Source organism: Brachybacterium sp. AOP3-A1-3, from assembly GCF_052378285.1.
GTDB lineage: Bacteria > Actinomycetota > Actinomycetes > Actinomycetales > Dermabacteraceae > Brachybacterium.
Window position 1 is genome coordinate 104,844 of the sequence record NZ_JBQSXM010000005.1, and the last position, 12,003, is coordinate 116,846.

Consider the following 12,003-nt stretch of genomic DNA (forward strand, 5'->3'; position numbering starts at 1 on the left):
CAGGATCAGTCGTGCTTCGAGCCGAAGACGATCTCGTCCCAGCTGGGCATCGAGGCCCGCTTGCTCTTGGCCTTGGAGCCCTTCGGGGACTTGGCCGGCTTGGGCTGCTCGGCCGGATCGACAGGATCCGACGGTGATGGCGCGGACGTCGCGCTGAAGCCCGGCAGCGGCGTCAGATCGACGGTGTCCTGGAAGTGCCGCTCGTCGAGGACCTTCCCACCGGGAGACGAGCTGGTCGACGCGCTCGAGGCATGCTCGCCCGTGACGTCGGCGGCATCAACGTCGTCCTGGTCCTCGGGACCGTCGGCCGCGGCATCCGTGGCGTCGTCCGTCGCGTCGTCATCGGTCGCCTCGTCGAGGAGATCCGCGTCGCTCGTGGTGTGCTCGAGGAAGGCATCCCGGTCGGAGTCCGCGACCTCCTCGAACGCGACGCCCGCCGACTCCGCAGTCCCTCCTGCAGCGCCCGACGCGCCCGGCGCGTCCGTCCGGGCGAACTCGTCAGCGCCGTCGGTCCCGTCGGTGCGTGCCGCCTCCTCGGCGGAGCCCGCCGGCTCACCGGATGCCGCCGAGGCATCGTCGGTCCGGGCGTCGTCCAGGAGATCCTCATCGAGGCTGGTCCATACCGAGCCGGAGTCGTCCACCGGCGGGGGGACCGAACGCAGGCCACGACGGGCATTGAGCGCATCGAGCTCGCTGTCGTCGAGGGGCGCGGCCGGGCCGTCGGTCGTCGGGTGCTGGGTCGGCCAGGGGGCGCGGCCGCGCCGAGGAGCGGCCGTCCTCTCGTCGAAGGAGCCGTCGGCCTCGAGGTCGTAGACCGAGCTCTTCACGGCCTGCAGGCGCGCACGGCCGCGCGTCGGCTCGGGCGGGGCGTCCTCGTCGCTGATCCAGCGCGCTTCGTCATCGACCGGTGCGACCGAGCGGTTGTCGATCTCGGCGACCCAATGCGCCTGGCGGGTGCGGCCCGCCGCGGAGAAGGTCAGCTCCAGGGTCCACGTGCCGTCGGCTCGGCGCCATGCGTCCCAGGCGGTCTCCTCGGTCGCCTCCCGGGCGGCAAGACGCTCGGCGACGACATCATCGAGGCTCGGGCCACCACGGCCGACGGGGAAGGTGCGTGCTCGCTGAGCGGTCCATTCCCGCTCGGCGAGGACGGGGCCCTCGTAGCGGCGGACATGGTCCACCGGGATGTCGGCGGCCTCGGAGATGTCCTCGGCGCTGCGTCCGGAACGGAGCATCGCCTGGATCTCGCGAGGGCGCAGCGGCGCAGCATCGGCAGCCTGGATCATGCCGAGCGCCGGTCGGTCCGTGCGCACCGCGGCGCGCAGCGCCTTGTCGATCCGCAGCGTGTACCGCTCGCCATCGGAGTCGACCAGGATCACATGCTCTCCATCGTCATGGATCCCGTCGAGTTCGATCTCTCGCATCGTCGTCCTCTCCGTCGCAGCCTGGTCGGTGGCGTGCAGAAGTCTAGGCAGCGACCATATCCCGTAGCAGTGCTCCCCGGCGGCGTCCGCGCCGGGAAGCAGGGCGTGTTGCGCCCCCGAATGTGACGTCGGTTGCCGAGCACAGACCTCTCTGCAATAATGCCGCCGCATTCAGCGTTTCGATCCGGACCGGCCCAGAGGGGGCGAGGGCGATCGCGATGTGCTGGATGACAGCAAGCCTCCCCAGGTCGGACGACCGCCGCGAACCACGAGAACGGACCGTAGATGGCCACAGATTACGATGCCCCGCGCAAGAACGACGATGAGTCGAACGATGATTCGATCGAGGAGCTGAAGGGTCGCCGCAACGAGTCGGCGGCCCCCACGGTCGACGAGGACGAGGCAGAGGCGGCGGACTCGTACGAGCTCCCCGGCGCAGACCTCTCCGGCGAGGAGCTCTCGGTGCGGGTCCTGCCCCGTCAGGCCGATGAGTTCACCTGCGCCAGCTGCTTCCTGGTGAAGCACCGCAGCCAGATCGACCACGTCGAGGGAACCCTCATCATCTGCAAGGAGTGCGCGGCCGCCTGAGCGACCGGAGCCTCCGTGCATCACGGCGCCGCACCCTCGGGGTGCGGCGCCGTTCGTCATGCCGGGTGCGTGCACTGCGGTGACGCGTGGTGCGGTGTCTCTCGTGGGCTCTCGTGGGCTCTCGTGGGCTCTCGTGGGCTCCCGTGCTCCGCCCCGGAGGCGTCCGGATCGGCGTGGGTGGGTGGTCAGGCGTGCTGCTGGGCGGTGCGCAGCGCGAGGGCGAGATCCTGCGGGTGGCGCGAGGAGGCGACCCAGGCGCTCGTCGGATCCTCCTCGTCGTGGACCTCGACACGGATCCCGCCATGGATCCAGCCGCGCACGCAGTGGTACGCGAGAGGTTCGAAGTCCTGACCGACCAGCAGGCGCCACTCCTCGCCCTCGAGCACCACGGGGTCTCCGAGCTGGTCGACGTCGATCTGGGCGCTGCCCAGGGAGAGCTTCCCGTCGGAGACCGTCACCACGGGGGAGTAGAGCACGGCGAGCACGATCGCGATCGCGATGCTCACGATCGCCACGATGAGCGCGAGCATGCTGTTCAGCGGCACGATGACCAGGCCGACGATCGAACCGAGCGCGATCACCACGATCCAGGCGCCGGGGCTGGGCAGCAGCCGCTCGCGGTACGGCGGTGCCGTGGGGGCCGTGGGGGCCGTGGGGGCCGTGGGGGACGCAGGGCGCGGGGGCGACGAGGCGGCGTCGTCCGCCGTCGTCCCGGGGACGGGATCGGGTGCTGCGGTCATGCTCCGATGGTCTCACGCGCGTGCTGGGAGCTCTCGGGCTGGACGGCATACCCTGTGCCCATGCCTGAAGAGTCTGACACCACGAACGCGGCCGCCCGCGCCGCCGCCCCTGACGCGCCTCCGCTGCGGATCGCGCTCGCTGCGGGGACCGAGATGCCGCGTCGAGCCCACGCCGATGATGCTGGCCTGGACCTGACCAGCGCCGTCGATCTCGAGATCCCCCCCGGCGGGCGCGCCCTCGTCGACACGGGGACGTCCGTCGCCCTGCCGGGAGGAACGGTGGGCCTGGTCTGCCCCCGTTCCGGTCTGGCCGCTAAGCATGGGATCACCGTGCTGAACGGCCCCGGTGTCGTGGACGCCGGATACCGCGGCCCGATCAAGGTCTCCCTGCACAACACCGATCCTGTGGAGAGCTTCACGCTCCGAGCCGGTGACCGGATCGCCCAGCTGGTCGTGGTCCCCGTGATGACCCCCGTGCTGCAGCAGGTCGACGACCTCGATGCCACCGACCGGTCCACCTCGGGCTTCGGCTCCAGCGGCGGTTTCGGGCACGCAACGGCAGCGACCGCCACCGACGAGAACCAGGAGGGTTGAACAATGGGACTGTTCTCCCGCAAGAAGCGTCAGGACGTCGACGCCGTCGACGCCCACGAGGACATCGAGAAGAACGCAGCAGCAGACGGCGCCGCAGCTGACGGGACTGCAGCCGACGGGACCGCGGACGACGGCGCATCCACCGCTGTGGGTGACGAGGGCTCCGCGGCCGACGTCGTGCAGGCCTCCCCCGAGCAGGAGGCGGACGAGCAGGAGGTCGGGGCCCCGTCGGACGGGACCGCAGATGAGGCCTCCGGTGAGACCGGCGACGCAGGCGCCGAGGAGACCACCGGGCGCGGTGATCACCTCGCCGAGGGACCGTTCGACGAGAGCGACGCGCCCGAGGAGGATCGCATCGACCTCGGCGGCCTGCAGGTGCCGACGATCGACGGCATGGAGCTGCGGATGGAGGTCGATCAGCGCACGAGCGCCGTCACCGGCGCGAACCTGGTGATCGGCGGATCCTCGGTCCAGGTGCAGGCTTTCGCCGCTCCGAAGTCCCGCGGCCTGTGGGACGACGTCCGGACCTCGCTGCGGGACTCCGTCGTGAAGCAGGGCGGGACGGCCGAGACCCGTCCCGGAGCGTTCGGGACGGAGCTGATCACGCGCCTGCCCGTGAAGCGTGCCGACGGGCGCACGGGGTACCGACCCGCCCGGTTCATCGGGATCGACGGCCGACGCTGGTTCCTGCGGGCCATCCTCACCGGCAAGGCCCTGAGCGACGCGGAGCAGGCCCGGGCCATCGAGACCGTCATCTCCCGCCTGGTGGTGGTGCGCGGCGGTGAGGCGATGGCCCCGCAGGAGCTGATCCCGCTCAACCTTCCCGGTCAGCGTCCCGGTCTCAACCAGATCGGGGCCAGCTCGCTGGACCCGCTGGCCCGCGGACCCGAGATCACCCAGATCGGATGATCGGGGTTCCCGAGGTCCCCGACGTCCCTGACGGTCCAGAGGCCCCCGACGCTCCGGAAGCCGTCGACGTTCCAGAAGATGCCGACGTCCCCGAGGCTGCCGGTTCCCACCAGGCTCGCGCCGGGGAGACGGCTCGACACCGGGACAGCGGCAGCGCGGAGACGGAGCGACCGATCGCGCCCACCGCAGCAGTCGGGCCCACAGCAGCGGCCGGACCCACCCCGACCGCCCCGTCCGATGACGCGTCGGCAGACGCGTCCTCGCCCGCGTCGGCAGACCCGTCCGCTTCCGCGCCATCAGACCCGGCCTCCCCGCGCAGCGGGCTCGGCGGGGTCCTGCAGCAAGAGGACTTCTCGGTCGCCGGTGCGGTCGGCGGCCCTCGCGGCGTCGCCGAGTCGGTGCTGCCCACGCTGCTGTTCATCGTCGTGTTCGTCGCGAGCCGGTCGGTGATCGCGGCGTCCGTGACCGCGGTGGTCGTGGTCGCGGCTCTCCTGATCGTCCGCCTCGCGCAGCGTCAGAGCCCGGCGACCGTGCTCGGCGGGCTCATCGGGGTCGCCCTCGGCGCGGTGATGGCGATCCGCTCCGGCGACGGCACCGACTTCTATGCTCCCGGCATCGCGATCAACGCGGTCTCCCTGCTCGTGCTCCTCGTCTCCGTGCTCGCTCGCAGGCCGCTCATCGGTCTGCTGGTCGGTGTCCTCGATCCCCGGGTCGAGGACTGGGCGGCGGATCCCGATGCCCGCCGCGTCTACACCCGGGCCACGCTGCTGTTCGTCGGGCTGTATGCGGCGAAGCTGGCCGTGCAGGTCCCGCTGCTGCTGACCGGGCACGTCGCCGCGCTCGGTGTGGCGAAGCTCGCGATGGGGCTCCCGGCCTTCGCGGTCATCGCCTACCTGGTATGGCTCATGCATCGCGCTCTGCTGGGTCGCCGCGAGCAGCTCTGACAGCGTTCCCGGAGCGTGGTGTTCTCGGATCGGTCCGCCTGGTGAGACACTGGACCCGACGAGACTCCGCCCGGCACAGGCCGCGGTCGGAGAACATCACGAGACCGGGCAGCGGTGGTCCGCGAGGGCGCGCGCGCCCGTGGACGGAGAGGGAGCGGACGATGAGCATGGAGGCCGAGCCGATGTCGAGCACCCCCACTGCAGGCGGACGGCTCCTCACCCTGACCATCGGGCCTCCCGCCGCGGGCGGCACCTTCGTGGCCCGCCACGAGGGTCGAGTGGTGTTCGTGCGCGGGACCGCCCCGGGGGAGACCGTCACGGCCCGCCTCCTGGACGACCCCGAGAAGCAGGCCGACGCCCGGTTCTGGCGCGCCGAGGCCGTCGACGTGCTCGAGGCCGGCGTGGACCGCGTCCCGACCATCTGGGAGGAATCCTCGGTGGACGGCGTCGGCGGTGCCGAGTGGGCGCACATCGCGCTGCCCGCCCAGCGGCGCATCGCCAGCGAGGTGATGCAGGAGCTGCTGCGCCGCGCCGGAGTGACCAGCTATCCGATCGAGCAGGTGCAGGTCGAGCCCGCGCCCCACGACCTCGACGGCCTCGGCTCGCGCACACGGGTGCGCTTCGCCGTGGACGACGAGGGTCGGGTCGGGATGCGCGGATGGCGCTCGCACGACGTGCGCGACGCCGGGGAGAACCCCTTGGCATCCCCTGAGATCCGGGCCCTGCGGCTGGGGGAGTGGACCGCCCCCGAGGGGACCGAGGCCATCGACGCCGTCGCACCGTCCGCCGGCCCCGCCTCCGTGGTGCTGATCGGCCGCGACCTGGACCCGGCCTCCGTCGTCATCCCCGAGGCCTGGGGCGACGCGGACGTCGCCGTGCGCACCGGCCGCGGGCTGGTCCCGCTGCGCGGTGACGGCCTGGTGCACGAGCGCGTCGGCGAGCGTCTGTTCGCCGTCAGCGCCACCGGATTCTGGCAGGGGCACCGTCGCGCCGCCGAGCTGCTCAGCGAGGTCGTCGAGCGCACGTTGAAGGCACCGCACGGCGGCAGCGCCTGGGACCTCTACGGCGGGGTCGGCCTCTTCGCGGCCACCGCGGCCCAGCAGGTCGGGCCCGAGGGCACCGTGATCACGGTCGAGGGCAACCGACGGGCCTCGCAGCTCGCCGCCGAGAATCTCGAGGATCTGCCGCAGGTCTCCACCGCCACGGCCGACGTCGTCGACTGGGTGCGTGCCCGGCGCGGCGGCGTCGACGTCGTCGTGCTGGATCCGCCGCGCAGCGGCGCCGGGGCGGAGCTCATCGGCCTGCTCACCAAGAGCGTGCGCCAGCGCATCGTCTATGTGTCCTGCGAGCCCTCGACGCTCGCCCGCGACCTGGCCCTCGCGGAGAAGGCCGGCTGGAAGATCGTGGACCTGCGAGCCTTTGATCTTTTCCCGCATACGCACCACGTCGAGTCCGTGACGGTGCTCGAGCGCGCCTGAGTGCCGGAGCTCCGGAGCGACGGGGCGCCGGACGGGAACCGTCGTCGAATCGTCCGGGAAGGCCGTCCGGGAAGGCCGTCCGGGAGTGCCGTCGCGCCGTGGTAGACTTATCTTGACTTCAAGATATTTCCCGGGCGACCCCGGGGAGACGTCCCCCGGAGACCCCTGATCACCCCGCACCCCGCCCGTCCTCGCGACGGTCGCCGCGCCGGGCTGTCCGCAGCGGCGGACGAGCCTACGATGGTGGGGTCGCCCCAACCCAAGGAGTTCACCCCATGAGCACCGCCAACTCATTCTCTGCGAAGCAGGATCTCACCGTCGGTGGGACCGACTACGAGATCTTCGCGCTCGACGCCGTCGAAGGCGCCGACAAGCTTCCGTACAGCCTCAAGATCCTCCTCGAGAACCTGCTGCGCACCGAGGACGGTGCCAACATCACCGCCGACCACGTGCGGGCACTGGCGAGCTGGGACCCCGCCGCGGATCCGTCGATCGAGATCCAGTTCACCCCGGGCCGCGTGATCATGCAGGACTTCACCGGTGTCCCCTGCGTGGTCGACCTCGCCACCATGCGCGAGGCCATGCGGGACCTGGGCGGCGATCCCGAGAAGATCAACCCTCTCGCCCCGGCCGAGATGGTCATCGACCACTCCGTCATGATCGACGTCGCCGGGCGACTGGACGCGCTCGAGAAGAACATGGAGCTCGAGTACGAGCGCAACCGTGAGCGCTACCAGTTCCTGCGCTGGGGCCAGACCGCCTTCGACGACTTCAAGGTCGTCCCCCCGGGCACCGGCATCGTCCACCAGGTCAACATCGAGTACCTGGCCCGCACCGTCATGACGCGCGAGGTGGACGGCGTTCTGCGCGCCTACCCCGACTCCTGCGTCGGCACCGACTCGCACACCACGATGGTCAACGGCCTGGGTGTGCTCGGCTGGGGCGTCGGCGGCATCGAGGCCGAGGCCGCGATGCTGGGCCAGCCCGTCTCCATGCTCATCCCGCGCGTGGTCGGCTTCAAGCTGACCGGCGAGATCCCGCCGGCCGCGACCGCCACCGATGTGGTGCTCACGATCACCGAGATGCTCCGCAAGCACGGAGCCGTCGGCAAGTTCGTGGAGTTCTACGGCGAGGGCGTCACCCAGGTCCCGCTGGCCAACCGCGCCACGATCGGCAACATGAGCCCCGAATTCGGCTCCACCTGCGCGATCTTCCCGATCGACGACGTCACCGTCGACTACATGCGGCTGACCGGCCGCTCCGAGGAGCAGCTCGCGCTGGTCGAGGACTACGCCAAGCGCCAGGGCCTGTGGCACGACCCCTCCAAGGAGGCCGTGTACTCGGAGTACCTCGAGCTGGACCTGTCCACCGTGGTTCCCTCGATCGCCGGCCCGAAGCGTCCCCAGGACCGCATCGTGCTCACCGAGGCCAAGGAGTCCTTCCGGGAGGTCCTGCCGTCCTACGCCACCGGTCACCCGACGCCCGGCAACGGCGACGGCTCGTTCCCCGCATCGGACCCTGCCACCCCCGACTCGGACAACGAGTCCGGCGGTCAGGCGCCGACGCACCAGCATGTCGCCGGTCGGGCCTCGGACCCGGTCCAGGTCGCCGGCACGGACTACTCGATCGACCACGGCATCGTCTCGATCGCCTCGATCACGTCCTGCACCAACACCTCGAACCCGTCGGTGATGATGGCGGCCGGCCTGCTGGCCCGCAACGCCGCCGATCGGGGACTCACCTCGAAGCCGTGGGTCAAGACCTCGATGGCCCCCGGGTCCCAGGTCGTCACGAACTACTACACCAAGGCCGGTCTGTGGCCCGCCCTGGAGGAGCTCGGCTTCCACCTGGTCGGCTACGGCTGCACCACCTGCATCGGCAACTCCGGCCCCCTGGACCAGGAGATCTCCGACGCGATCGCCGAGAAGGACCTGGCCGTCACCGCGGTGCTCTCGGGCAACCGCAACTTCGAGGGTCGCATCAACCCCGACGTGAAGATGAACTACCTGGCCTCCCCGCCGCTGGTCATCGCCTACGCCCTCGCCGGCACCATGGACTTCGACTTCGAGAACGATTCCCTGGGCACCGACAAGGACGGCAACGAGGTCTACCTCCGCGACCTGTGGCCCAGCCCCACCGAGGTCGAGAAGGTCATCGCCGAGTCCATCTCCCAGGAGATGTTCACCGAGGACTACCGGGACGTCTTCACCGGCGACGAGCGCTGGAGGGGGCTCGACACCCCCGAGGGCGCCACCTTCGCCTGGGACGGCGAGTCCACCTACGTGCGCAAGCCCCCGTACTTCGAGGGCATGGGCCTGACCCCGGAGCCCGTCAGCGACATCGAGGGTGCGCGCGTGCTGGTCAAGGTCGGCGACTCGACCACGACCGACCACATCTCGCCCGCCGGCGCGATCAAGCTGGACTCCCCGGCCGGTCGCTACCTGCAGGAGCACGGAGTGGCCCGCAAGGACTTCAACTCCTACGGCTCGCGGCGCGGCAACCACGAGATCATGATCCGTGGCACCTTCGCGAACATCCGCATCAAGAACGAGCTGCTCGACGGCGTCGAGGGCGGATACACGAAGAACCTGCTGACCGGTGAGCAGGAGTTCATCTACGACGCGGCCCAGGCCTACGCCGAGAAGGACATCCCGCTGGTCGTCCTGGCCGGTAAGGAGTACGGCACCGGCTCCTCGCGCGACTGGGCGGCCAAGGGCACCAAGCTCCTCGGCGTCCAGGTCGTCATCGCCGAGAGCTACGAGCGCATCCACCGCTCGAACCTCATCGGCATGGGCGTGCTGCCCCTGCAGTACCCCGCCGGCGAGTCCGCCGCGTCGCTGGGACTGGACGGCACCGAGACCTTCTCGGTGACGGGCGTGACCGCCCTGAACGAGGGCACCACCCCGAAGACGGTCTCGGTCGTCGCCTCGAAGGAGGACGGCACCACGGTGGAGTTCGACGCGGTCCTGCGCATCGACACCCCCGGTGAGGCGGAGTACTTCCGCAACGGCGGCATCTTGCAGTACGTGCTGCGTCAGCTCGTCGCCGCCTGACCCGTCCAGGTCGGGAGCGGCACGGAGCCGCTTCCGACCTCGACACGGTCTTCGGCCGCTCGGGCAGTGACTGCTCGGCCTCCGCGCCCCGACCCCTCGTGGGTCGGGGCGCGCTGTCGTCCTGAGGGGTCGAGTCCGGATGGTTCCCGGTCCAGCAGGCGACGAGACGCGACCGAGAGCTTCTCGCATGCACCATTGCGCGCCCGCTCTGCACCGTGATGCACACCGCCGCTCCTGCCCGTGAAACCCCGGTGAAGATGTGCACAGATGTGACCATGCTGCCCGTCAGTACAGGTCAGGACGACGTACGCTGGTCGAGTCCCGTCCCCAGGCCGATGGAGGATCGCCCGTGTCGACGACCCGAGAGCATCCCATGCAGGAAGCCGTTGCCCTCCCCACTGCGGAGATGGCCGGCCCTCGCGCCGTGACGATCCCGGCGACGCTCGAGGAGCTGCGGGCACTGCCCGCCACGGACCTGCCCGGCCTCGCCCGCACCCTGAGGCGACGACTGGTCGAGATCACCTCGCGCACCGGAGGCCATCTGGGGCCGAACCTCGGCGTCGTCGAGCTGACCATCGCCCTGCACCGCGAGATCCGCTCCCCGCACGAGGCGATCGTCTTCGACACCGGCCACCAGGCCTACGTCCACAAGATGCTCACCGGGCGCGCAGACCTGCCCGGGCTGCGCACCGCCGGGGGAGTGTCCGGCTATCCCGACCGCGGAGAATCCGCGCACGACGTGGTCGAGAACTCCCACGCCTCGGGCTCCATCGCCTGGGCTCACGGCATCGACCGGGCGCACCGGCACGCCGGTGAGGAGGGCGTCTCCGTCGCCGTGATCGGTGACGGCGCCCTGACCGGCGGCGTCGGGCTCGAAGCGCTCAACGTGCTCGCCTCCGACACTGGTTCCCGCACGATCGTGGTGCTCAACGACAACACCCGCTCCTATGCCCCGACCGTCGGCGGCCTCGCCCACCATCTGGAGGCGCTGCGCGAGGGCTCCGTCGCCGCTGGCGCCGATGTGTTCACCTCTCTCGGCCTGACCTACCTCGGCCCGATCGACGGACATGACCACGTGGCCCTGGCCCGGGCGCTGGAGCTCTCCCGCGAGGCCGCCGAGGATTCCTCCCGGGCCGGGGTCGTGCTGCACGTGGTGACACGGAAGGGAGCGGGCTTCTCCCGCGCCGAGGACGATGTGATCGACCATTGGCACGCGACCGGTCCGTTCGAGCTGGAGCCGGCCCGTGAGCCGGATGTCGTTCTGCCCGGTGATGCTCCCGCCCGCGCGGAGACGGAGACGGAGACGGAGACCTGGACCTCCCGCGTCGGCACGGCGCTCCTCACTGCGGCCCGGGCCGACGACCGGGTGGTCGCCCTCAGCGCGGCGATGGTCGACCCGGTGGGACTGACCCCGCTGCAGCGCGAGATGCCCTCGCGCGTGATCGACGTCGGCATCGCGGAGCAGCTCGCCCTGGACACGGCCGCCGGCCTCTCCCGGGGCGGGGCGAAGCCCGTCGTCGGCCTGTACGCGACCTTCCTGAACCGCGCCTTCGACCAGCTGCTGCTGGATGTCGCCCTCCATGGGGAGGACGTCACGATCACTCTGGACCGCGCCGGAGTGACCGGTGACGACGGCCCCAGCCATCACGGCATCTGGGACCTCTCCGTGGCGGCGCAGATCCCCGGGCTGCAGGTGTGGGCGCCCCGAGACGCAGCCCGCCTGGACGCGGCGGTCGCCTCCGCCGTGGCCGTCGAGGGCCCCTCGCTGGTGCGCTATCCCAAGGGCGCCTGCCCGCCCGAGGTCCCGGCCCTCGCCGCCGTTCCCGCCGGGGACGTTCTCGCCGGGAACATCGAGGCTCCGATCGACGCCCTGATCCTCAGCGTCGGCGCCCTCGCCGATCGGGCCGTGGACGCCGCCAGAGCACGGAACGCGTCGAGCACTCCCGGCAACATCGTCGTCCTGGATCCGGTGCGCGCGCTGCCGATCACCGAGGACCTGCTGGACCTCGCCGCCCGGGCCCGGGCGGTCGTGACGCTCGAGGACGGCGTCGGGTCGCGAGGGATTGGGGCCGCGATCGCCCAGAAGCTCGGGGAACGTGCCACGGTGAGCGTTCCGACGCCTCCCGTGCGGACCCTCGGCGTGGCCCAGGAGTTCATCCCGCAGGCCAAGCGCGGCGCGATCCTGGCCGAGCAGGGACTGGACGCGGACGGCATCTCCCGGACCCTCGACGCGCTCCTGCGGTAGAGCGTCCGGCTTCCGGAGCCGAGACCGCGGG

Annotated in this window: 9 protein-coding genes; 7 read left to right on the top strand and 2 right to left on the bottom strand. The window is 71.1% G+C overall.

The window, feature by feature from the left end; genetic code table 11:
* Positions 1 to 5: 5 nt before the first annotated feature.
* Entirely contained in the window at positions 6 to 1,421 is a 1,416-nt protein-coding gene (sepH, locus tag ACT3T5_RS09400; protein ID WP_444579000.1) for a septation protein SepH, read from the bottom strand.
* Positions 1,422 to 1,706: 285 nt separating this feature from the next.
* Between sepH and ACT3T5_RS09405 the strand changes: the two genes are divergently transcribed.
* Entirely contained in the window at positions 1,707 to 2,009 is a 303-nt protein-coding gene (locus ACT3T5_RS09405; RefSeq protein ID WP_444578998.1) for a DUF4193 domain-containing protein, read from the top strand.
* A gap of 185 nt (positions 2,010 to 2,194) precedes the next feature.
* On the opposite strand, the gene ACT3T5_RS09410 is transcribed toward ACT3T5_RS09405, so the two are convergent.
* The gene (locus ACT3T5_RS09410; RefSeq protein ID WP_444578996.1) at positions 2,195 to 2,749 is read right to left on the bottom strand and encodes a DUF3093 domain-containing protein; all 555 of its coding nucleotides are present in this window, start codon (positions 2,747 to 2,749) and stop codon (positions 2,195 to 2,197) included.
* Positions 2,750 to 2,809: 60 nt separating this feature from the next.
* On the opposite strand from ACT3T5_RS09410, the gene dut reads away from it, so the two are divergent.
* The 6 genes from dut to ACT3T5_RS09440 all read left to right on the top strand — a co-directional run bounded on the left by dut (position 2,810) and on the right by ACT3T5_RS09440 (position 11,972).
* Complete coding sequence (dut, locus tag ACT3T5_RS09415) at positions 2,810 to 3,343, top strand: dUTP diphosphatase (protein WP_444594249.1); 534 nt, start codon at positions 2,810 to 2,812, stop codon at positions 3,341 to 3,343.
* Between the two features lie 3 nt (positions 3,344 to 3,346).
* The gene (locus tag ACT3T5_RS09420; protein ID WP_444594250.1) at positions 3,347 to 4,252 is read left to right on the top strand and encodes a DUF3710 domain-containing protein; all 906 of its coding nucleotides are present in this window, start codon (positions 3,347 to 3,349) and stop codon (positions 4,250 to 4,252) included.
* Positions 4,249 to 5,196, top strand: a complete 948-nt coding sequence (locus tag ACT3T5_RS09425) for a DUF3159 domain-containing protein (RefSeq protein ID WP_444594251.1) — start codon at positions 4,249 to 4,251, stop codon at positions 5,194 to 5,196. The genes ACT3T5_RS09420 and ACT3T5_RS09425 overlap by 4 nt, the downstream gene beginning before the upstream one ends.
* A gap of 161 nt (positions 5,197 to 5,357) precedes the next feature.
* Positions 5,358 to 6,674 carry a class I SAM-dependent RNA methyltransferase gene (locus ACT3T5_RS09430; RefSeq protein WP_444576557.1) on the top strand — a complete coding sequence of 439 codons (1,317 nt, stop codon included), beginning with the start codon at positions 5,358 to 5,360 and terminating at the stop codon, positions 6,672 to 6,674.
* A gap of 275 nt (positions 6,675 to 6,949) precedes the next feature.
* Positions 6,950 to 9,727 (top strand): aconitate hydratase AcnA, encoded by a 2,778-nt coding sequence (gene acnA / locus ACT3T5_RS09435; RefSeq protein ID WP_444576558.1) that lies wholly within the window; start codon positions 6,950 to 6,952, stop codon positions 9,725 to 9,727.
* Positions 9,728 to 10,076: 349 nt separating this feature from the next.
* Complete coding sequence (locus ACT3T5_RS09440) at positions 10,077 to 11,972, top strand: 1-deoxy-D-xylulose-5-phosphate synthase (RefSeq protein WP_444576559.1); 1,896 nt, start codon at positions 10,077 to 10,079, stop codon at positions 11,970 to 11,972.
* Positions 11,973 to 12,003 lie beyond the last annotated feature (31 nt).

What these genes read in the sequence shown, in the direction of transcription:
- sepH (WP_444579000.1), bottom strand. Translation starts at nt 1,421, where the DNA reads ATGCGAGAGATCGAACTCGACGGGATCCATGACGATGGAGAGCATGTG.
- ACT3T5_RS09420 (WP_444594250.1), top strand. Translation starts at nt 3,347, where the DNA reads ATGGGACTGTTCTCCCGCAAGAAGCGTCAGGACGTCGACGCCGTCGAC.
- ACT3T5_RS09425 (WP_444594251.1), top strand. Translation starts at nt 4,249, where the DNA reads ATGATCGGGGTTCCCGAGGTCCCCGACGTCCCTGACGGTCCAGAGGCC.
- ACT3T5_RS09410 (WP_444578996.1), bottom strand. Translation starts at nt 2,749, where the DNA reads ATGACCGCAGCACCCGATCCCGTCCCCGGGACGACGGCGGACGACGCC.
- acnA (WP_444576558.1), top strand. Translation starts at nt 6,950, where the DNA reads ATGAGCACCGCCAACTCATTCTCTGCGAAGCAGGATCTCACCGTCGGT.
- ACT3T5_RS09430 (WP_444576557.1), top strand. Translation starts at nt 5,358, where the DNA reads ATGAGCATGGAGGCCGAGCCGATGTCGAGCACCCCCACTGCAGGCGGA.
- ACT3T5_RS09405 (WP_444578998.1), top strand. Translation starts at nt 1,707, where the DNA reads ATGGCCACAGATTACGATGCCCCGCGCAAGAACGACGATGAGTCGAAC.
- dut (WP_444594249.1), top strand. Translation starts at nt 2,810, where the DNA reads ATGCCTGAAGAGTCTGACACCACGAACGCGGCCGCCCGCGCCGCCGCC.